19 protein-coding genes are annotated in these 19,736 nt (G+C 66.3%); 3 read left to right on the forward strand and 16 right to left on the reverse strand.

The window, feature by feature from the left end:
- Nucleotides 1-15 precede the first annotated feature (15 nt).
- Both FOB72_RS26265 and FOB72_RS26270 read right to left on the reverse strand, forming a co-directional pair.
- Entirely contained in the window at nucleotides 16-510 is a 495-nt protein-coding gene (locus FOB72_RS26265) for a hypothetical protein (protein WP_150375749.1), read from the reverse strand.
- A gap of 86 nt (nucleotides 511-596) precedes the next feature.
- Nucleotides 597-1,880, reverse strand: a complete 1,284-nt coding sequence (locus FOB72_RS26270; protein WP_150375751.1) for a hydroxymethylglutaryl-CoA reductase, degradative — start codon at nucleotides 1,878-1,880, stop codon at nucleotides 597-599.
- Nucleotides 1,881-1,979: 99 nt separating this feature from the next.
- On the opposite strand from FOB72_RS26270, the gene FOB72_RS26275 reads away from it, so the two are divergent.
- Nucleotides 1,980-3,371 (forward strand): PLP-dependent aminotransferase family protein, encoded by a 1,392-nt coding sequence (locus tag FOB72_RS26275; protein ID WP_223851577.1) that lies wholly within the window; start codon nucleotides 1,980-1,982, stop codon nucleotides 3,369-3,371.
- Here FOB72_RS26275 and FOB72_RS26280 read toward each other — a convergent pair.
- Together FOB72_RS26280 and FOB72_RS26285 are read right to left on the reverse strand one after the other, a co-directional pair.
- Nucleotides 3,366-3,869, reverse strand: coding sequence for a hypothetical protein (locus FOB72_RS26280; protein WP_191002275.1), 504 nt, complete (start codon nucleotides 3,867-3,869; stop codon nucleotides 3,366-3,368). The two genes, FOB72_RS26275 and FOB72_RS26280, sit on opposite strands and share 6 nt — an antisense overlap.
- A gap of 151 nt (nucleotides 3,870-4,020) precedes the next feature.
- Complete coding sequence (locus FOB72_RS26285) at nucleotides 4,021-4,911, reverse strand: LysR family transcriptional regulator (protein WP_150375755.1); 891 nt, start codon at nucleotides 4,909-4,911, stop codon at nucleotides 4,021-4,023.
- 243 nt (nucleotides 4,912-5,154) lie between these two features.
- Here FOB72_RS26285 and FOB72_RS26290 point away from each other — a divergent pair, with 243 nt between their 5' ends.
- Nucleotides 5,155-6,204: a porin gene (locus FOB72_RS26290; protein WP_150375757.1), complete on the forward strand. Its 1,050-nt coding sequence runs from the start codon at nucleotides 5,155-5,157 to the stop codon at nucleotides 6,202-6,204.
- Nucleotides 6,205-6,396: 192 nt separating this feature from the next.
- Nucleotides 6,397-6,822, forward strand: coding sequence for a hypothetical protein (locus FOB72_RS26295; RefSeq protein WP_150375759.1), 426 nt, complete (start codon nucleotides 6,397-6,399; stop codon nucleotides 6,820-6,822).
- 119 nt (nucleotides 6,823-6,941) lie between these two features.
- Here FOB72_RS26295 and FOB72_RS26300 read toward each other — a convergent pair whose 3' ends face one another.
- From FOB72_RS26300 to FOB72_RS26355, 12 genes are all read right to left on the reverse strand, one after another.
- Nucleotides 6,942-7,952 carry an outer membrane beta-barrel protein gene (locus FOB72_RS26300; protein WP_150375761.1) on the reverse strand — a complete coding sequence of 337 codons (1,011 nt, stop codon included), beginning with the start codon at nucleotides 7,950-7,952 and terminating at the stop codon, nucleotides 6,942-6,944.
- Nucleotides 7,953-8,056: 104 nt separating this feature from the next.
- Nucleotides 8,057-8,842, reverse strand: coding sequence for an enoyl-CoA hydratase (locus FOB72_RS26305; RefSeq protein ID WP_150375763.1), 786 nt, complete (start codon nucleotides 8,840-8,842; stop codon nucleotides 8,057-8,059).
- An 8-nt stretch (nucleotides 8,843-8,850) separates the two neighbouring features.
- Nucleotides 8,851-10,008 carry a CaiB/BaiF CoA transferase family protein gene (locus FOB72_RS26310; protein ID WP_223851578.1) on the reverse strand — a complete coding sequence of 386 codons (1,158 nt, stop codon included), beginning with the start codon at nucleotides 10,006-10,008 and terminating at the stop codon, nucleotides 8,851-8,853.
- Nucleotides 10,005-10,961, reverse strand: a complete 957-nt coding sequence (locus FOB72_RS26315; protein WP_150375765.1) for a Bug family tripartite tricarboxylate transporter substrate binding protein — start codon at nucleotides 10,959-10,961, stop codon at nucleotides 10,005-10,007. Before FOB72_RS26315 ends, FOB72_RS26310 begins: the two co-directional genes overlap by 4 nt.
- Nucleotides 10,962-11,082: 121 nt before the next feature.
- Nucleotides 11,083-12,003 (reverse strand): tripartite tricarboxylate transporter substrate binding protein, encoded by a 921-nt coding sequence (locus FOB72_RS26320; RefSeq protein WP_223851802.1) that lies wholly within the window; start codon nucleotides 12,001-12,003, stop codon nucleotides 11,083-11,085.
- A gap of 228 nt (nucleotides 12,004-12,231) precedes the next feature.
- Nucleotides 12,232-13,299 carry a 2-aminoethylphosphonate aminotransferase gene (locus tag FOB72_RS26325; RefSeq protein ID WP_150375767.1) on the reverse strand — a complete coding sequence of 356 codons (1,068 nt, stop codon included), beginning with the start codon at nucleotides 13,297-13,299 and terminating at the stop codon, nucleotides 12,232-12,234.
- Nucleotides 13,300-13,352: 53 nt separating this feature from the next.
- Nucleotides 13,353-14,546 (reverse strand): phosphonopyruvate decarboxylase, encoded by a 1,194-nt coding sequence (aepY, locus tag FOB72_RS26330; RefSeq protein ID WP_150375769.1) that lies wholly within the window; start codon nucleotides 14,544-14,546, stop codon nucleotides 13,353-13,355.
- Nucleotides 14,543-16,237: a phosphoenolpyruvate mutase gene (gene aepX, locus FOB72_RS26335; RefSeq protein ID WP_150375771.1), complete on the reverse strand. Its 1,695-nt coding sequence runs from the start codon at nucleotides 16,235-16,237 to the stop codon at nucleotides 14,543-14,545. The genes aepY and aepX overlap by 4 nt, the downstream gene beginning before the upstream one ends.
- On the reverse strand, nucleotides 16,234-16,998 hold the full coding sequence (locus tag FOB72_RS26340) for an NTP transferase domain-containing protein (RefSeq protein WP_150375773.1): 765 nt from the start codon (nucleotides 16,996-16,998) through the stop codon (nucleotides 16,234-16,236). Before FOB72_RS26340 ends, aepX begins: the two co-directional genes overlap by 4 nt.
- Nucleotides 16,999-17,045: 47 nt before the next feature.
- The gene (locus FOB72_RS26345; RefSeq protein WP_150375775.1) at nucleotides 17,046-18,035 is read right to left on the reverse strand and encodes a flippase-like domain-containing protein; all 990 of its coding nucleotides are present in this window, start codon (nucleotides 18,033-18,035) and stop codon (nucleotides 17,046-17,048) included.
- Nucleotides 18,032-18,850: a 2OG-Fe(II) oxygenase gene (locus FOB72_RS26350; protein WP_191002431.1), complete on the reverse strand. Its 819-nt coding sequence runs from the start codon at nucleotides 18,848-18,850 to the stop codon at nucleotides 18,032-18,034. Before FOB72_RS26350 ends, FOB72_RS26345 begins: the two co-directional genes overlap by 4 nt.
- A gap of 22 nt (nucleotides 18,851-18,872) precedes the next feature.
- Nucleotides 18,873-19,541 (reverse strand): CDP-alcohol phosphatidyltransferase family protein, encoded by a 669-nt coding sequence (locus FOB72_RS26355; protein WP_150375779.1) that lies wholly within the window; start codon nucleotides 19,539-19,541, stop codon nucleotides 18,873-18,875.
- Nucleotides 19,542-19,736 lie beyond the last annotated feature (195 nt).

Here is a 19,736-nt window from a genome sequence, read left to right on the forward strand (position 1 = left end):
GTTCATCTCCGTGTCTTACGACGATGCGGATACCGGCGACGCCGGCGCCGGCACGTGCCGCGCCGCGGCGGCCACCGCCTCCGGACGCGCCGCGCGTTCGCGTGCGGCGAAGAGTTCGAGCAGTTGCAGGGCCTCGAGCTCGCGCACCGCGGCGGCGGGCAGGTCGGCGATCGAACCGAGGCCGCCGTTCTCCGCCGCGAGCTTGTCGAGCACTTCCTCGCGCCATGCGGGATCCGCGGCTGCATCCTCCGTGACCTCGCGCTTGGGCGCGAACAGCAGTGCGCACAGCACGCCCGAGAGCAGGCAGCCGCCCAGCCCCGCGAGCATGGCGTAAGCCCGTGCAAGATCGGCATTGGCGACGAGGGTCGCGAGCAGGCGGCTCGCGGCAAGGTAAGCGGCAATGCTGACAACGGCCCCGATCGCGATGGCCCAGGCGAGATGGCGCGTATCCGCGGTATCTCCCCAGACCTCGACCAGGTCCCATGCCGATGCGTCGGCTTGAGGTTTCATCGACTTGTCTCCTTGATGGCCCGTCTTGCCGCGCGCACGGGTGTGGCGCGGCAGACGATGCTCTGGTTTTCTCTCCTGCAAAGGCTTCAGGCGCGCAGTTCCGCGAGCAACGCCACGGCCCGGTCGGTCCGCACGTCCTTCTCCTCGGCCATCCGCTTCGCGATGCGATCGACTTCGTCGCCGACCGCGCCCGCGACGAGCGCGATATTGCGCGCGTGCAGCGCCATATGGCCGCGCTGGATCCCTTCCGTGGCCAGCGCCCGCAACGCCCCGAGATTCTGGGCAAGTCCGACCGCCGCCGCAATCTCGCCGAGCTCCTGCGCGGACTTCACGTCCAGAATCTTCAGCGCGAGGCGTGCCAGCGGATGCGTCTTCGTCGCGCCGCCCACCAGCCCGACCGGCATCGGCAGTTCGATCGTCCCGACCAGCGCGCCGCTGGCATCCTTCTCCCAGTGCGTCAGCGATGTGTACTGGCCGTTGCGGCACGCGTAGGCATGGGCGCCAGCCTCCACCGCGCGCCAGTCGTTGCCGGTGGCCACGACCACGGGGTCGATCCCGTTCATGATGCCCTTGTTGTGCGTGGCCGCGCGGTACGGATCGATCGCCGCGAACACGTAGGCATCGATCACGCCCTCGACAATCTCTTCGCCGCTGCGCTCGGCCGTGGCGAGCACCGATGCGGGCAGCCTCACGCGGGCGCGCGCGAGCCGCAGGTCCGCGAGGTTCGACAGGATACGCAGCCGTACCGATCCGCCCGTGATTTTCTCCACGAGCGGCGACACGGCCTCGGCCATCGTGTTGACCGTGTTGGCGCCCATGGCATCACGCACATCGACGATCAGGTGCATGACCACCATCGGTCCGCGCGGCGTGTCCTGGAACACGTGCACGGCAATATCCTTGCAGCCTCCGCCCAGGCCGATCAGCACCTTGTCGCGGCTGTTGGCCACGGCGAGAATGTCTTCGCGCTGACGCAGCAGTGCCTGGCGCGCGCCGTGCGGATCGGACACACCGAGCACCTGCACCTGCGCCCGCATCAGCGGCACGGTGCTCGATGTCTCGAAGCCGCCGCAGTCGCGCGCAAGCTTGGCCATGAACGACGCGGCGGCGACCACCGAGGGTTCTTCCACGACCATCGGCACGAGCACGTCGCGGCCGTTCACGCGGAAGTTGCCGGCCACGCCGAATGGCAGCTCGAACGTGCCGACCACGTTCTCGATCATCCCGTCCGCCAGCGCGCTGCCCAGCGCGCCGGGCTCGGCCAGCAGGCGGATGTCGTCGGGGGAGAGGGCGGCGGCGCCGGCCAGATGCTGCAGGCGTTGCGCGGGCGTGAGGGCGCGAAAATTCGGTAGCCGGGAGTCGAGGCCCACGGTGTCTCCTTGTTGGTATGGAATGGTGACACTTTAGGTCCACTGTACCCATGAAAAAAGGTACAGTTCGGCAGGACACTCGCCTACCCGCCCGCCATCGTGACCCGATCGACCACCCTCTCCGCCACGCTCGCCAACTCGCTCGAGCGCCAGATCGTCGAAGGCGCCTACCGTGCCGGCGACAAGCTGCCCTCCCTGCGCGAACTCGCTTCGCTGCACGGCTACAGCAAGAACACGATCGTCGCGGCGTTCGAATTGCTGGTGAGCCGCGGCCTCGTGGAGCCGCGCCGCGGGGCCGGCTATTTCGTGCTGGACCAGCACGCGAAGGCGCGGCCCGACGAGGAACCCGGTTCGTTGCGGCGCGCGATGGATATCGTCTGGCTCATGCGCGAGCAGCTCAAGAGCCGGCCCGACGTGCTCGCGGTCGGCGATGGCTTTCCGCCGGTGGAATGGCTCGCGGAAGCGCGGCTCGACAAGTACCACCACAAGGTCGCCCGCACCGGTCTGGGTGCGTTGTTCCGGTATGGCAATCGCTTTGGCTATGGGCCGCTGCGCGACCATCTCGTGCGCAAGCTCGGCGATGTGGGGGTGGGCGCCGATGCGCGCCAGATCGTGCTTACGCACGGCGCCAACGATGCACTCGATCTGGTCATCCGCTACTTCGTGCCGCCGGGCGCGACGGTGTTCGTCGATGACCCGGGCTATTACCCGTTGTTCGGCAAGCTCAAGCTCGCCGGCGCGCGCATCGTCGGCGTGCCGCGCCTGGCCGATGGTCCCGACCTCGATGCGCTCGAGCAGTTGCTCGTTCAGCGGCGGCCACGGCTGTTCTTCACGCAATCGGTCGGCCACAACCCCACGGGCTCCGACCTGTCGGCCGCGAAGGCCTACCGCGTGCTGCAGCTCGCGCAGAAGTATGACGTGATGCTGGTCGAAGACGATGCACTGGCCGATTTCAAGCCGACCACGCTGCCACGTCTGTCCGCGCTGGACCAGCTGACGCGCACGATCTACGTGGGCAGCTTTTCCAAGTCGTTCTCGGCGGCGTTACGCGTGGGGTTCATTGCATGCAGCGCCGATCTGGCGAGCGATCTCGCGGACCTGAAGGCGCTGATCCACGTGAGCAGTTCGGAATACTGCGAGCGCACGATCGACGTGATTCTCAGCGAAGGGCATTACCAGCGCTATATCGCGCGGCTGCGCGCTCGGATGACGGCGGCGACGGCCAGGGCCCATGCGCTGTTCGACCGCCTTGGCATCGATATCTTCGCGCGGACCGAACAGAGCCTCTATCTATGGGGCACGATGCCGGGGGTCACCGACTCGCTGGTCGTCGCCGAGCGCATGCTGGCGCAAAAAGTCATGATCGCCCCGGGCCGCGTCTTCCGCGTGAACGCCGAGGCCACGTCGCCGTGGTCGAGGTTCAACGTGGGGGCCGTGCTGGATCCGCGATTCGAGCGCGCGCTACACGCGGTGCTTGGGCAGCGCTTATAGCGGTGCCTGCACCTTCGCCGCGGGCACGGCCGGCGCGGGGGCCGGGCCAGTCGGCTGCGCGCCGCCGTAAGCGAAGTACTTCGCCTTGGCGCCCTTGGCCCAGTAAGCGGTGGTGAACTGCTTGCTGTCGCGCCCATAGAGCAGTTCGATGCTGCCATTGGCCGCCGCCCACTCGGCATAGCCATTCTCGGCGCCCGGGTCCGTCTTGCGCTTCGATTCGTAGCGCGCATCGAGCTTCTTCGTCACGTCATCGAGCGCGGGCCGATCGAACGTCAGCGTAATCAACGCCACCGCATCGGACCCATCGCAATTCACGATCACGCGCGTCAGCCCCGGCAGATTGAACCGCTCGAGATGCTTGATCTCGATCGCATCCCCACCCGCCCAGGCTGCCTTCCCCGCGTTGACGTGGTTCTGCGCATGCGTGAGCTTCGCGCACTTGCTTACCCCGAGCTCGAGCCCCAGCGGCGCGGCCGCCGGGGGTACGGGCTGCGCCATCGCGCCCGTGGCCACGGCAGCGGAGATCCAAAAACCAGCGAAAGAGAAAACCTTGAGCATCGTGAGACAAACCTGAAAAGAGTCTGCGCAATATTACGGCCATTTCCTGCAGAAACTGAAACAGGCCCGTTACATGTGGGACATCGCCCGCTCAACCGGGCGCGCTCTGCTTGACCCGCTCGATCAATGCCTCGGCCGCATTCGAGAGCCGCGCGTTCCAGCGCCGGATCAGCGAGATCGGATGCCGATACCCGGTCGCGGGCAATCGCCGCGCCACGAGCCCGAGGTCCTTCACGAAGTCGAGCACATAGCCTGGCAACACGGCCACGCCCACCCCCGATTTCACCATCGCCAGCACCGACAGCACCGTGCCTACCTCGATCGCCGAGCGATACGTCAGCCCGTGCTGCGCGTACACGCGATCGACGGTGCGGCGCGTGCTGAACGACGGATGCATCGAGATATGCGGATAGCGCGCGAGCACGTCCCACGTCAACGCACGCTTGCGCGCGAGCGCATGGTCGGCCAGGCAGATCGCGTGCAGGGTCTCGTCGTAGAGATGCTCGATCGCGAGCTTGGGATGCCCGGCCTCCAGCGAGACGAGCCCGAAGTCGACCCGCCCGTTCACCACATACTCGACGGTTTCGTCCGTGGACAGTTCGTGCAGCCCGATCTCGATACCGGGATGCGCGGCGTGGAACGCCGCCACGGGCTGCCGCAGCAAGCCGTAGGACATCATCGGCGACGCGGCCACGCGCACCTCGCCGCTTTCCAGATCGAGCAGCGTCTGCAGGCTGCGCTCGGCCGCGTCCATGGTGCCGAGCACCTCGCAGACATAGCCATAGAGCTGGTCTGCCAACTGGGTCGGCAGGACCTTGCGCGTGGTGCGCTCGAACAGGCGCTGACCGACCTTGGCCTCCATCTCCTGGCAGATCTTGCTGACCGCGGACTGGGTCATATGCACGGTCTGCGACGCGGCACTGAAGCTGCGCAGTTCGTACACCACACGGAACACGCGGAATTCGCGAAGGGTCAGGTTCATGGCGCGATGATAAATGACGAGCTAGGGTTCTCCCGTATTTGCGCTGCAACATCGGGCAGTACACAATCCGATCCCATATTCGGATGTTGTCCGGTTGCATGGACAACCATTCCTTCCAACCGCTGCACGCGAGCCCGCTCGCGATGCCCAAAGTGGTGATTCTCAGCCCTTACTGACGAATGAAATCCGGCCGTTTTCCACGGAGCCGGATGGCGGTTTTTTTGTCACGAGGGAAGTCAAAGCATGAAGGCGAGAGAATTACGCATTGCGGCAGCTGTAGCAGGTCTGTTTACCGGTGGAGCGTTCGCTCAGACGTCCGTCACGCTGTACGGCGTCGTCGATGCCGGTATCGAGTACGTCAATCATCTGGGTCCAGGCGACAACACGTCGGTACGGATGCAGTCGGGCAACCTCTCCGGTTCGCGCTGGGGCCTGCGCGGCGCGGAGGATCTCGGTGGCGGCCTGAGCGCGATCTTCGCGCTGGAGAGCGGCTTCAATATCGACGATGGCAAGAGCGGGCAGAGCCGCCTGTTCGGCCGTCAGGCATGGGTCGGCCTGCGCCACACCTATGGCCAGATCACGCTGGGCCGTCACAACACGCCGATGTACGAGTACGGGGTGCAGTACGACCCGATGGCCATTTCCACGCGCTATTCGATCGGGATACAAGACCCGACCTTCCAGTCGCGCGCGGACAACGCGATCCGATACGAAGGCAAGTTCGGTCCGGTCACCGGCAAGCTGTTCTACAGCTTCGGCGCGGATGGCACGTCGGGCGTCAACGTCGAGGTACCCGGCAACTACAAGGTGGGCCGCGAGATCAGCGGCAGCCTTGCCTACGAGAATGGCCCGCTCGCCGTGGCCGTCATCTACGACGAACTGAACGGCAATACGGTCGCCACGGACGAGAACAAGACGCGCAAGGCCGCGATCGCCGCGAACTACAAGATCGGCCCGGTCAGGCCTTACCTTGGCTATCGCTATGCCCGGATCATGACGCCGCCCACGTCGCAGACGACCAACCTGTACTGGGCGGGCGCGATCTGGGATGTCACGCCGGCATGGTCGCTCACGGGTGCCGCCTACTATCAGGACTTCCGTAACGCCGGGGCGGACCCCTGGCTCTTTATCGCCTCCGCGGACTATGCGTTCTCGAAGCGTACCGATGTCTATCTGAGCGTCGCCTACACGCGCAACAAGGACGGTTCGGATCTTGGCACGGGCGGGTTCGGCACCACCGTCGCCGGCAAGAACCAGACGGGCGTGCTGCTGGGGATGCGTCACAAGTTCTGATCTGCGCAGCAGTTGGACGATAGAGGGGAAGTGGGCGACCGCTTCCCCTTTTTCTATCGGCGCTCGTCAGCGGTTAGAACAAACGCTCTAAACTTCGCCCTTGCTTATCTATCTAGTAGTAGATAATATTCACTCCATCGACGCACCTACCTAGTAGTAGATGCAGGAACCGAACAGACCCAGGAGCCAATCATGACCGCCAAGACCATCCTTACCGCCGCCGCCCTCGCCGTTGCTTTCATCGGTGGTGCCGCCCAAGCCGCCCAGGGTTCGCGTGACCCGTACCTCGACGGTGCCCGCACCATCAGCGAGCCGCGCAGCACCTTTACCGACGGCGCCCGTATCAGCAATCGCGATGGCTTCACCGACGGTGCTCGTACCGCCGACCCGTATCTGGATGGTGCCCGTGTTGGCAAGGCCGACCCCTTCACCGACGGAGCGCGGGTGGGTACCCAGACGGTTGCTGGTCTGGACCGCGTCGGTGTCTCCGCCGAACCGAGCCGCAAGGTTGACCCGTACACCGACGGCGCCCGCGACATCAACCGCCCCCGCAACCCGTTCGTCGATGGCGCCCGTAACGGCCAACGCGACGTGTACACCGACGGCGCCCTCGTCTGATCGGTAGCCAGGTTGCTCCGTCCCCCCGCAAGCGGACCCTCCCACCGCAAACGAGGGGTGCAAGAAGAAACCGGCGGCCCATGGCCGCCGGTTTCCCGTTGACGCGCGACACCAGGCCATCAGAACCGATACCCGATCCCCGCCAGCACCACATCGGTATCGCGGTCATACCCCGTCACCGTCCGGTTCCATGACACGCGCGCCAGCCAGTGCTCGCCAAAGCGATAACTGGCGGACATCGTCAGCAACCCCGACCATCGCGACGGCGCCCCGGACGCCGAGCGGCCCCGCTCGCTGAGATCGATCGCGTAATACGGCCCCGCGCCCACCCCGAGCGTCCACGTATCGTGGAAGAACGCGCGCTCCAGCCACAGCTGGCCCGCCACGCCATGGCGCCGCAACGCCGAGCTCTCCCCTTCATCGACGTAGCTGATCGTGCCCGAGGCGTAGCGCATCAGCCCGCGCCGATACTCGACAGCCTTGGCGAACGACGTTTCCGAATTGAACGTATTGACGATGGTCTGACCCAGAAACACCGTGAGCTCGTTGCCCGTGACGGCATCCCCGCGCGATGGGGGCGGCACGACCGGGCCGCCCCGGTCACCACGATCGAGCTGGTAGCCCACGCCGATCAGCAGCGTATTGGTCTTGATGCTCGAAGGCGTCTGGGTCCGGTTGTAGCGTGCCTGCACCATCCACGGTCCGCCCCCGACGTACCACGTCGCCGCCACGCTCGCGAGCAGCCCCCAGCCGTGATGGTTGTCGCTCGTCCCGTCGTCGTTGCGGTCCGTCGTGTCGAAGTATCGATAGGGTCCGGCGCCGACGGCAACGTTGAACGCTCGATCGGCAAACGGATAGCGCCACCAGAGCTGGGCGCCAAAGCCGTCTCGATGATGATTCGTGACATGGCCCTCGTTCAGGTACGAGAACGAGGCAAACCAGTTCTCCGCGAGGTTGTGCTGATAGCTGTAGCCATAGCCATAGCTGCTCTCCCCACCCGTGTCCGCACGCTGCAGGCCACCCAGCACGAGCAATTCCTGCGCCGCCGCGGGATGCATCCACGCCGTGGCGATCAGCAGCAGGACCGGCAGACACCGGCGAAGCGCAGCGGCAGTTGCAAGGGTGGGCATGGCATGACCAGTCAACGAATTGCCGTGCCATCTTAGCAACGCGGCCACCGCCCCGCTCCACCGTTATGTGCGACCGGTAACGGAAGCGCTCCGGTCACCGTCCCCTAGCGCTTCGCCTTCTCCGCCGCCTTGCGCGCGAAAAAGCGCGTCATATACGCATCGGGTTCCGGCCCGGCGTAGGACTCGCCGAACATCGCGATGCTCGTCTTGAGTCCGCGCTCGATGGATGGATCCTCCCAGGCGCGCAGCAGCGCCTTCTGCGTCCGGATTGCCACCGGGCCGCCCTCGAGGATCTCCCCGACCGTGTGTTCGATGGCGTCGTCGAGCGCGGCATTCTCCACCACCTCGTTGAGAAATCCCCACGCCTGCGCGCGCGCCGCGTCGATCGCCGCACCCGTCAGCAGCAGCCATCGCGTATTGCCCTCGCCGATCAGTCGCGCCAGGATGTTCGCGTGGATGACCGAGGGAATACCGATGCGCACCTCCGGCATCGCGAAGTTCGCGGCCGTATCGGCGATGCGGATATCGGCCGCAGCGGCCAGTTCCAGTCCGCCCCCCATGCACCAGCCCGCCAGCCGCACGATCGTCGGCACGGGGAAATCGCGGACCGCCTCGCACAGATCGTGCAGCCGCGTGATAAAGGCCACGGCGGTGTCGGGCTGCAGGGCGGCCAGTTCCTTGATGTTCGCACCGCCGATAAACGCCTTCTCGCCGGTGCCGCGCAGCACCAGCACGCGGATGTCCGGGTCGCGCGCGAGTGCGCGCAGCGTGCGCGTGAACTCGACGATGGTGTCCGAGTCGAGGATATTCAGCGACGTGCCATTGGCAATCCGCAGCGTGGCCACGCCACGTGCGTCGATATCGAGGGTCAGATGTTCGAGGTCTTGCATGTCGGGACTCATTCGTTAGCGGTGCGCGAAGGCAATGCGGGGGCCGGGGGCGCGCCCGTCGTCGCGGCGGGTGAGCGGAAGCGCGCGGCGATGTGTCGCTGGTGTCGCGGGTGGCGCTGGTGCGGCTCGCCTTCGTCGAAGAACCCCACCGCGCGCAGTTGCGGATCGTCGATCAGGTCCTCGACACGATTCACGCGCGCGCACGGGATATCGGACGCTTCGAACAAGGCGAGCCACGCATCGCTGGTGCGCGTCGCCAGCGTCTCGGCCAGATAGCCGTAGATCGCATCGTAGTTGTCCGCGCGCGCGGCCGCGGTCTGGAAGCGCGCATCGGCCTCGAACGTCGGCAGTTCGCCAATCGCCTCGAAGAACGAACGCCAGTGCTTGTCGTTGTAGACCACCGCGGCGATATATCCGTCCCGCGTGCGGTACGGACGGCGATACGGCGTCAGCAGGCGGCTGTAGCCCATCGGCCCCGCCGGCGGTTCGAACGAGGCGCCGCCGAGATGATCGCCCAGCACGAAGGCCGCAATCGTCTCGAACATCGACACACGCACGAAGTCGCCTTCGCCGCTCTGCTGCCGCCGGTACAGCGCGGCCAGAATGGCATGCGCGGCGGTCAGGCCCGTCACGCGGTCCGCGATCAGTGTCGGCACATACTGCGGCGCACCGCCGGTCTGGCGCGCGAACAGTTCGGCAAGGCCGGTCTGCGCCTGGATGACATCGTCGTACGCGGCGCGCCCATGGAGCGGGCCACCTTCGGCATAGCCCGTGAGCTCCGCATAGACGATGGAAGCGTTGAGCGCACGCACCGCCGCTTCGTCGAGCCCGAGCCGGCGCATGGCCTGCGGCCGCACGTTATGCACGAGCACATCGAACGCCGGCAGCATCGCGCGCAGCCGCGCCTGATCGTCGCCATGCTTGAGGTCCAGCACCAGCGACTGCTTGCCCTGATTCGCATGCAGGAACATCGCGCCCATGCCGGGCTCGCGCTTGGCCCCGGCATGGCGCATCACGTCGCCTTCAGGCGGTTCGACCTTGACCACCTCCGCACCGTAGTCGGCAAGAATCTGCGTGCAGACGGGGCCCATGATCACCGACGTGAGATCCAGCACCCGCACGCCGGCCAGCGGGCCCTGCCGCGGCTTGTCACCACCATGCATCATTGCTGCTCCACACCGGCCCTGGTGGCGCGCGAGACCCAGATGTCGCGCTGCGCCACCGCGAACGCCGCATGCTCCTTCGGCGAGTTCGGGCTCGCGACCATGCCGAGCGTGGCCAGCTTCTCCACCACCTGCGGTCGCGCGAGCGCGGCGTTCACGGCCTTGTTCCACTTGTCGACGATGGCTGGCGGCGTGCCCGCCGGCGCGGCCAGGCCGACCCATACCACCAGATCGAAGTCCTTGTAGCCGGCTTCGGCCATCGTCGGCACCTCCGGCAGTTCGGGCAGGCGCTTCGGCGTCGTGATCGCCAGCCCATTGAGCTTGCCCGCGCGCAGGAAGCTCATGACCACCGACGTATCGGCCAGCATGTAGTCGATCTGGCTACCCATCAGGTCCGTCACCGCGGGCGGCTGGCTCTTGTACGGAATCGCGTCGGACGGCGCGTGCGCCACCATCGAGAACGTCGCCGCGGCAATCTGCGCGGAGCCGCTGCCGTAGCCGTAGCGCAGGCGGTTCTTCTGCGCGAACGCGGACAACTCCTTCGCCGACTTGTACGGCGTGTCGGGACGCGTCACGAGCACCAGCGGAATCGTGGCGATTCGCGAGACATGCACGAAGTCCTTCACCGGGTCGTACCCCGGCTTCTTGTACAGGGCGCCAATGCCCGAATGGGTGGCGCTGCTCGTCAGCAGCAGCGTATAGCCATCGGGCGCGGACTTGGCCACGTAGCTCGAACCGATGATCCCGTTCGCGCCGGGCCGGTTATCGACAACGATGGTCCCCAGCGCCTCGCGCACTTCCTCGGCAACGATACGCGCGGCCGTATCGGACGCACTGCCCGCGCTGAACGGCACCACGAGCTTGATGGGGCGGCTTGGGTAAGCATCGCCCTGCGCGAGTGCCGGATGAAAAGACGCCGCCAGCAAGAGCGCGGCGGCGATCGAGGACGTCTTCATGGCATGTCTCCGTATCTGTTCTGGTTTGGATATGAAGACATGCTAAGGGCGATGCACTGATGCTCACAAGCGAATGGTTTTCATAGATTTATCGCTAGTTGGAATAAACCACCGTTGCCGATCAATCGACGGTCGCGCCCGACGCCTTGACCACCTTGCCCCACTTGTCGATCTCGCGCGTGATGAACTTGCCCGTGTCGGCGGGCGACGTCCACGCGGCGGCGAAGCCCTGCGTGGCAAATCGCGCGCGGACGTCTTCCTGCGTGAGTACCGCCTTGAGGGCCTCGCTGAGCTTGCCGACCACGGCGGGCGGCGTGTTGGCCGGCACGAGCAGTGCATTCCACGCGGTGGCCTCGTAGCCGGGCACACCGGCTTCCGCCATCGTGGGCACATCGGGCGCCGCGGGCGAGCGCGTGCTGCCGGTCACGGCAAGCGCCTTGAGCTTGCCGTCGCGCACGAACGGCATGGAGGACAGCATCGTGTCGAACATCACGGTAGCCTGGCCCGCCATCACATCGGTGAGGGCCGGCGCGCTGCCCTTGTACGGCACGTGCGTCATCTTTACGCCGGCCATGCTGTCGAACAGTTCGGCGGCCAGATGCGTGGACTGCCCGTTGCCCGAGCTGGCGAACGTGACAGCACCGGGCCTGGCCTTGGCAAGCGCGATCAGTTCCGCGACATTCTTTGCGGGGGTCGCGGGCGCCGTGACCAGCACGAGCGGACCGCTCGTCAGCATCGAGACCGGCGCGAAGTCCTTGCTCGTGCTGTAGCCGGGCTTCGAGAACAACGTCATGTTGATGGCATGCGCGGTCGTGGCGACCAGCAGCGTGTAGCCGTCGGGCGCGGACTTGGCCACGGTGTCGGCGCCGATATTGCCGCCCGCACCGGGACGGTTATCGACGACGATGGTCTGGCCCAGGCGTTCGGAGAGCTTCTGTCCCACCACGCGCGCCACGATGTCCGTGGGGCCGCCGGGCGGATAGGGCACGATCATGCGGATCGGCTTGGTCGGCCACTCCTGCGCGGCCGCCGATGACACCATCGACAGGGACCAGAGTGGCAACAGGGCTGCGGCCACGAGGGGCCGCAGCGAAAACATGCGTTGGGGGGTCATGCGCTCTCCTGACTCGCTGCGGTTTTGCGGGGTGAAACGACATCGAAAGCGTGATCAGAGGGCTTATATGCGCCCTCGCGCATCGATGTCACTTTGCACCGCATCAAAGTTTCGTCGCTCGAAACTTTGGCGAGTCAGGCACTGCGCCGGGTGGTGCTAGCGGCTGACGAGTTCGCGGAAACCCTGAAGCAGACGGTTCATGTCGTCGGCCGTCAGCGCGCCCATCGTGGAGATACGGAACAGCTCCGAGGACAAGCCGCCCTGCCCCGCGTAGATCACGAAGCCGCGCGTCTTCAGCCCGTCATGCAGCTGCTCGTACGTCACGCCCGCGGGCAGACGATACGCGCGCAGCACCACGGACGATTGCTCGGGCGCCCACAGCGGCGCGATGCCGAGTTCGGCCAGCCCCGCGCGCACCTGCTCCGCCAGCGCCGCATAGCGCTGGTGACGCGCCTGCCAGCCGCCTTCGTCCTCGTACTCGCGCAACGCCTCCACGAGCGCGTAGAACGCATGCACGGACGGCGTGAACGGCGTATTGCGCTGATCCTGCAGCTTGGCCATGCGGCCAAGATCGAGGTAGTACGCGCGTTGCGCCGCCCTGGCCAGCGCATCGCGGCGCGTGACCACGAACGCCGCGCCCGGCACACCGTGCAGGCACTTGTTCGCGGTTGCCGCCACGGCGTCGATGGCCCCCGAGAAATCGATCGCCTCGGCACCGAAGCTGCTCACCGCGTCGACCAGCAGGCGCACGTTGCGCGACTGGCATAGCGCATTGATCGCCGGCAGGTCGTTGAGGCGGCCCGTCGTCGTCTCGTGATGGATTACCGTGACATGTGTGATCGACGGATCGGCATCGATCGCCGCCGCCACACGCTCGAGGTCGGGCGCGCTCTTCCAGTCGTGCGTGACCAGCGTATGCGCGATGCGATATTGCGTCGCGATCTGCGCGATGCGCTCGCCATATACGCCGTTCTGCACGATCAGCAGCTTGCCCTGTTCGGGGACGAGCGACGCGATCATGCTTTCCACGGCGGCGGTGCCGGAGCCGGTCATCAACACGGCCGACCATTGCGCGGGATTGAGCCCGTACACGCCCAGCAGGCGCGCGCGCGCTTCATCCTGCAGATCGAAGAACTCGCCTTCGCGATGGCACAGGTCGGTCTGCAGCAGGCTCTTGCGCACGCGCTCGCTCAGCGTGACGGGGCCCGGGTTCAGCAACAGCATCTTTGTTTCTCCGCTTAGTTCGTCCGCTTAGTTCGTCCGCTCAGTTCGTCCGCTCAGTTCGCGTCCGCCAGCTCGCGGCCCTGATCGGCCCCGATCTGACGGCCCAGCCGCGTCTTCACCTGCACCGGCGTCACCGTCGGACGCGGCAGCCCGTCGGGCGTTCCCGCGCGAATGGCGAGCCGCACGAACCGCGTACCGTCCGCGGGCGGAGCGCCCAGCACCTCGTCGATCAGGCCAAGCCGGTCGCCTTCGATCGCCGACGCGTAGCCGCACGAAGCGGCGATACCGGCAAACGAGACGTTGCGCGACACCGTCGCCTGCCCGCCCGTGGAATCGTGCGCGCCGTTGTCGAGCAGCACGTGCGTGAGGTTCGAAGGACCGTACGCGCCCAGCGTCGCGAACACGCCCATGCGCATGAGCGCGGCACCATCGCCGTCGACGGCCACCACCTTGAGGTCGGGGCGCGCGAGCGCGAGGCCCAGCGCGAACGGCGTCAGGCAGCCCATCGAGCCGACCATGTACAGCTGGTTCGGACGATCGTCGAGCGCATAAAGCTCGCGGCCGCAGAAACCCGTGGACGCCACGACGACCGTGCCTTCCAGCGGCGTGTGCGCGATCACGCGTTCCAGCGCATCGCGGCGGGTCGGCAGGTCCGCCTCGGCCACGCCGTGCCAGTCGGCCTGCGCGGTCGCGCGCGCACGTGCGGGCAGCGCCGGCTGGGCGTTCAGCGCGTACGGCGCCACGCTGCCCTTCTGCATGATCAGCGCGTACGGACGGCCCGTGCTGTCCATGTGGGCGATCGCGCGGTCGAGCGCGGGACCGACGGCATCGGCCTCGGTCGGGAACAGCTCCCATGGAATGTCCATGGTGTCGAGCATCGCCGGCGTGATCGGGCCCATCAGCGCGTGCTGGGGCTCGTCGGAGGCGCCGCCGGGCTGGCCGCGCCACGTGACGATCAGCAGCTGCGGCAGGCGGAACGTCCACGTCAGCGACGTGAGCGGGCTCACGGCATTGCCGAGGCCCGAGTTCTGCATCATCGTCACGCCGCGGCGCCCTTCGCGGGCCCCCTGCGTGACGCCCGCGATGAATGCCACCGCGTCGCCCTCATTCGCAGCCGACACGTAATGCAGCGTCGGGTCCTGCACGACGTAGTTGATGAACGGCGTCAGGTACGAGCACGGCACGCCCGCGTACCACTCGAAACCGCGCGCACGCGCGGCTTCGACGAACTCGACCGCCTCGATCATCGGGCGCCCTCGCTGCCAGCGGCGAACGGCGTTTGTCCGTGCGCGAAGTCGCCTGCCAGACGGAAGTCCTCCAGGTCGTTCACGCCGCGCCAGTGGCCATGCACGTACGTCACCGCCACCTCCTCGCCCTGCGCGACGAGCGCGTTGAGCAGGTCGGGTACGTCGAGCGAATCGAAGTCCGGACGCGCGCGCAGTTCGCCGAGCAGTTTCTGCAGCTTTGCCACGCCTTCGCCGCGCACGTTCAGCAGGCCGATCCAGCGGCCATGCGACTTGCCGTCACCGCCGTTCTCGTCGTCGGAGACCTTCCGCAGCGTGACCTTCTGGCCGAACAGATCGCGGTTATCGGCCGACGAGGTCCACACGAAGTCGCGCACGCTCTGGTTCGATGCCGCCTTGTCCGACGAATCCGAGGAATCGACGACCACCGTGAACGGCGCGTCGCTCTCGACGAGGTCGCGCAGGATGTAGCTGCGGAACAGCAGATCGCCGTAGGCGATCACGGTGTCGCCCTGCAGCGCATCGGCCGCGCATGCGAGCGAGGCGAGTTCGCCGGTCTGCGCATGGCGTTCGTTCACCGCGAGCTTGATGCCGGCAGCGTCGATGGCCTTGGCCTGATAGCCGCCGACCACGGTGATGTCGTTGATGCCCTGCTTCTTGAAGCCATCGACGAGATGGCGCAGCAGCGGCTTGCCGGCGATCGGCAGCATGACCTTCGGCTTGTCCTCGGTCAGCGCCTCGAGGCCCTTGCCGCGTCCGGCCGCGAGCACCACGGCCGCGCCCGGGCCCGAGCCGCCCGACAGGTAGATCTTCTCCGCTTCCGAGTATTCGTCCGCATCCTGCAGGCGGAAGATCTCGTTGACGGTGGCAATGCGGTCTTCCACATTGACCAGCGTTTCGTTCTCGTAGATGTCCTTCGCCACGGCCTGCATCGACGATGCGGCAACGCGAATCAGGTGGTTCGCCCAGATCACGAGGCTGATGCCAGCCTTGCGGTACGCATCGGTCGGCGTGCTGTAGTACTTGGTCGGCACGATCACGATCGGGCAGCGGCCGGCCCACTCGCGCGCGAAGGTCAGGATCTCGTCCGCCTTCGAGAGCTTGCTGTGGATCAGGATCGCATCGGCACCGGCCTGATGGTAGGCCTCGGCGCGGCGCAGCGCCTCGTCCATGCCCCAGCCCGCGATCAGTGCTTCCACACGTGCGACGATCGAGAAATTGTCGTCGGCCTGCGAGTCCTTGCCGGCCTTGATCTTGCCGCAGAACTCGTCCATGTCGGCCAGCGGCTGGCGCTCGCCGCCGATAAAGCTGTTGGTCTTCGGGAACTGCTTGTCCTCGATACACACGCCGGCGATGCCGCGCTGCTCGAGCTTGCGCACCAGACGGCGCACGTTGTTGAAGTTGCCGTAGCCCGTATCGCCATCCAGCAGGATGGGCAGGTCGCTGGCGTCGGCCATGAACTCGAGGTTGTCGACCACCTGGGTCCAGCTCGCCTCGTTGTTGTCACGCACGCCGAACTGGGCGGAGATCGCCAGGCCCGAGGCCCAGATGCCCTTGAAGCCCGCCTCGCGCACGATGCGCGCGGAGAGGCCGTTGTGGGCTTCCATGATGAATTCGAGGTCGTTGCTCTGGAGCATCTGGCGCAGACGGGCCGCGCGCGAGGTCGAAAGCAGGTTCGGGTCGATGGCGTTCATTGAGCAACTCCTACAGGTCGCGTCAGTTGGGGCAGGACTTCTTCGGCGGCGCGTGTCACATCGCCAGGGAAATCGATTTCAATCCACGGCGCGCCGGTCACGTCGGCCGTGTCAAAGGTATGACCACCTTCCAGCAGCAGGTCGCGCACCGCTTCTTCATGCGGCATCTTGGCGCGTCCGCCGTTCACATAGTCGGCCACGATCTCGGCCAGGCGGCGCGCGGTCTTCTCGTCGAAGCGGAAGAAGCCTACCGACTCGCCGATGGTGTCGTATTCGAGATCGGCCATCAGCTGTTTGCGCAGTTCCACGGGCACGCCGTTCTTCAGGCACAGCTTGACGGGCTCGTCGCCGGCCTCGAAGTCGCGGTCGATCAGCAGACGGTTGGTGCTCTCGCCCGCGACCAGTGCCTTGAGGATGCGCTCGTCGTAGAGCACATCCGCGTCCATCAGCAGCACGTCGCCGCCGCGCGTCATGGCATCGGCCACGGTATGCACGGTCAGCACGCTACCCAGGTCGTAGCGGTCATTGATCACGATCTCGGGGCGACGGGCCAGGCTAAGACGATCGACCTCGGCTTCCACCTGCCTGGGCTCGAAGCCCAGCGCGAGCACGATGTCCTGCACGCCCGCCGCGTTGAGCATGCGTATGTGACGCTCCAGCAGCGTGGTTCCGTCGAAGCGCAGCAGGCATTTGGGGAACTGGGCCCCCGGCTGCTGCTGCAATCGCAGGCCAAGGCCCGCGGCAAGGATGATGGCTCGCATTATTCAGTGACTCGCGATAGAAATTAAATCGGTCGGATAACCGCCCGTCATTCGGATGGTTCCAAAGCCGCGCGTCTGCGCTGGAACTTCCGTTCACTCAAATGCAGATACAACAGGCCCGGCAAACCCAGGATCAGTTCGCGCACGCGCTTGGCCAGCGACAACGCCAGCGCCATGTCCGGCGGCAGACCCACCAGCGGGGCCAGCAGCAGGTACCCGCCTTCCTGCGCGCCGAGCGAACCAGGAATCGCAAAGGCCGCGCCACGAATGGCCTGGCCCACCGACTCCAGTAACAACGCGTCCACCCAGCTCACCGGATGACCGAGGAAATGCATGATCAGCCAGACCTCGGCGGTGCCGACGATCCAGCCGATCAGGTTCAGGAAGAAGCTTGCCGCCACACGGCCCTTCTCGCCGTAGAGCTCGCGAATCGCTTCGTCCACGGCGTCGGCGCCTACCGTCAGGCCCTTCCAGTCGCGCTTGCCGAAGACCTTCGACAGCAGCCGCAGCACGCGGCCGAACATCCCCCGGCGCTGCAGCACGACAAATCCCACCACCATCAGCGCCAGCACCGCGGTGGCGGCAATGACCGGCGTACGCTCGCCCGCCAGGCCGCCGTTGGCGCTGAACAGCAGCACGCCGCCCAGCGCGAACAGGATCTGCGACAGCGCCTGCGCGGTCGTGCTGACCGTGATCGCCGCGGCCGCGTCGCGAATGCGCGCCCCGCGATGCGACAGGTACCGCACCATCAGCACCGGACCGCCCAGTTGACCGGCCGGCAACAGGCTGTTGACCGACTCGCCGACCCAGCGCGTCATGATCGCGTCGCGGATCTTGCCTTCGCCGTGGCGGTGCATGAGCACCCAGATCGATGCCGCATCGAGCAGCAGCGGAATCAGATGGAAGGCCGCGATGAGCGCGAGGCCCCATTTGGCGACCAGCAGCGTCGAGACCACCGCATCGAAACCGCGCCATGCCAGCAGCGCGACGAACAGCGCCGCGCCAATCGTAAACAAAAGTACTGCAGCACGAGTCACGCGCGATTCTTCCCACCCGATAGCAGGCGCCGGAACACCTGACGGAAACCGAAGTACGCGACCGCATCCTTCATATTCGAAATAAGACGCAGCCACGGGCGCATGCCGGGGTCGGTCACGTACTCGAACGTGAGCGAGACCCGGAACTCGTTGGCGCGCGCGGGCGTGATGCGGTGGCGCAGCTTGTCGCCGTCGAACAGCACGAGGCCGCCCGGCGGAATCGCGACCGAGCCCGGCTCGTCGGCGCGGTCCTTGTCACGCGTGTGCAGCTCGTAGTCCAGCCGGCACGACGATTCGTCGATGACGCCAAGCAGCACCGTGTAGCGGCGGCCGTCGTAGTAAGACGTGTCGTAATGCCAGCCGATATGGTCGCCTTCGCGCGTGTAGTAGTACAGCGCGTAGGCATGCGGATCGGTCGCGGGGCACACCTGCAGGCGGTCGCCGGTCATCTGCTCGAGCCAGCCGATCAGCGCCTTCGAGCGATACAGCTCGGCAATGAACGGCGCATGCTCGTCGATGGTGTGCCGGCTGACGCTGCCGCCCTGCTTGTGGCCGGGCAGGTAGTTGCGGTTGATATGCGGCTGCAGTTCCCGCGCGAGCCGGATCAGCTGCGCCGTGGCATCGGGGGCGAGGAACTTGTCGAGATACAGAAACGCGCCCTGCCGCACGAAGTCTTCGCGCAGTGCCGCATTGTCGAACGTGGCGGTTTCGCGCGCGACGTCGGCGTCGGGCGTGGATACCGCGCGCGCCGCGTGCGATGGCGACGACGATGATGATGTGCCGGGCAGGGTCACATCCGGTGCGCTCGCGCGCATGGCCTGGTCAGTCATGGGTACCTCAGGCGTCCTTGGAATTCATCACGGGCTGGGTGCGGCGCACTACGCGCCAGTAATCCACGATGCACCATGCCGCGAAGATCGGCGCGCCGATGGCGGCCGCCTTCAGGAATGGCGCGATGCCGTTCGTCAGCGTGACGAGCGGCAGCAGGTACAGCACGTCCTCGGTCTCGAAACCGGCGGCCGATGCCTGCTTGGTGCCGCTCTTGCCGACCATGGACTCGATGCGCATGCGCAGGAAGAAGATCAGCGCGACGGCAATGCCGGCGATCGTGCCGAGCGCGGCGGATCCGAGCGGGCCCTTATCGTCGGGGCTCGCGATCGCCACACCCATGCAGCCGAACAGCAGGATCGTGACCAGCGCGTCGGCGGCCAGATCGTAGAAGTGGCCAAACTTGCTGCCTTTGCCGCTGATGCGGGCGAGTTCGCCGTCGGTGTGGTCGACGAAATTCGACAGCACGATCAGGAACGCACCGATATTCGTCCACAGATACCCGCCACGTGTCAGCGCGATCGCACCGGCAAGGCCGATCAGCAGGCGGACGGTCGTCAGGTGGTTGGGCGTGACGCGGGTGTGCTTGAGGGGTCGGACCAGGCGACGCGCGAGGCGTGCATCCCAGGTCGGCGGCAGAGGCGGCTCGTCTGGAAAATTTGTCGAATTGTTGTTCATCCGGAAACTGTCCAGGAAGCTAGGGAGATGCTGGGGAGCAAAACGTCAAACAGTACGCCCGCGACCTGCGATTGACAAGTATCCCTTCAGACAGGGCTCGAGCGGGCGGACTCTGGCGCGAAGAATACTCCAACTCGCGGGGAGGCGTACGTAATCGGGGTGCAGGTACCGCCACTGATGGCCGTCCCGGCGATG

The sequence above is a fragment of the Cupriavidus pauculus genome, from assembly GCF_008693385.1.
GTDB classification, from domain to species: domain Bacteria; phylum Pseudomonadota; class Gammaproteobacteria; order Burkholderiales; family Burkholderiaceae; genus Cupriavidus; species Cupriavidus pauculus_D.

Coding starts and splice junctions, on each gene's coding strand:
- FOB72_RS26265 (WP_150375749.1), bottom strand. CDS start 510: ATGAAACCTCAAGCCGACGCATCGGCATGGGACCTGGTCGAGGTCTGG.
- FOB72_RS26280 (WP_191002275.1), bottom strand. CDS start 3,869: ATGGCGCAGCCCGTACCCCCGGCGGCCGCGCCGCTGGGGCTCGAGCTC.
- FOB72_RS26285 (WP_150375755.1), bottom strand. CDS start 4,911: ATGAACCTGACCCTTCGCGAATTCCGCGTGTTCCGTGTGGTGTACGAA.
- FOB72_RS26290 (WP_150375757.1), top strand. CDS start 5,155: ATGAAGGCGAGAGAATTACGCATTGCGGCAGCTGTAGCAGGTCTGTTT.
- FOB72_RS26295 (WP_150375759.1), top strand. CDS start 6,397: ATGACCGCCAAGACCATCCTTACCGCCGCCGCCCTCGCCGTTGCTTTC.
- FOB72_RS26300 (WP_150375761.1), bottom strand. CDS start 7,952: ATGCCCACCCTTGCAACTGCCGCTGCGCTTCGCCGGTGTCTGCCGGTC.
- FOB72_RS26305 (WP_150375763.1), bottom strand. CDS start 8,842: ATGCAAGACCTCGAACATCTGACCCTCGATATCGACGCACGTGGCGTG.
- FOB72_RS26310 (WP_223851578.1), bottom strand. CDS start 10,008: ATGATGCATGGTGGTGACAAGCCGCGGCAGGGCCCGCTGGCCGGCGTG.
- FOB72_RS26315 (WP_150375765.1), bottom strand. CDS start 10,961: ATGAAGACGTCCTCGATCGCCGCCGCGCTCTTGCTGGCGGCGTCTTTT.
- FOB72_RS26320 (WP_223851802.1), bottom strand. CDS start 12,003: ATGGTGTCATCGGCGGCCGCGCAGGAGTGGCCGACCAAGCCGATCCGC.
- FOB72_RS26325 (WP_150375767.1), bottom strand. CDS start 13,299: ATGCTGTTGCTGAACCCGGGCCCCGTCACGCTGAGCGAGCGCGTGCGC.
- aepY (WP_150375769.1), bottom strand. CDS start 14,546: ATGATCGAGGCGGTCGAGTTCGTCGAAGCCGCGCGTGCGCGCGGTTTC.
- aepX (WP_150375771.1), bottom strand. CDS start 16,237: ATGAACGCCATCGACCCGAACCTGCTTTCGACCTCGCGCGCGGCCCGT.
- FOB72_RS26340 (WP_150375773.1), bottom strand. CDS start 16,998: ATGCGAGCCATCATCCTTGCCGCGGGCCTTGGCCTGCGATTGCAGCAG.
- FOB72_RS26350 (WP_191002431.1), bottom strand. CDS start 18,850: ATGCGCGCGAGCGCACCGGATGTGACCCTGCCCGGCACATCATCATCG.
- FOB72_RS26355 (WP_150375779.1), bottom strand. CDS start 19,541: ATGAACAACAATTCGACAAATTTTCCAGACGAGCCGCCTCTGCCGCCG.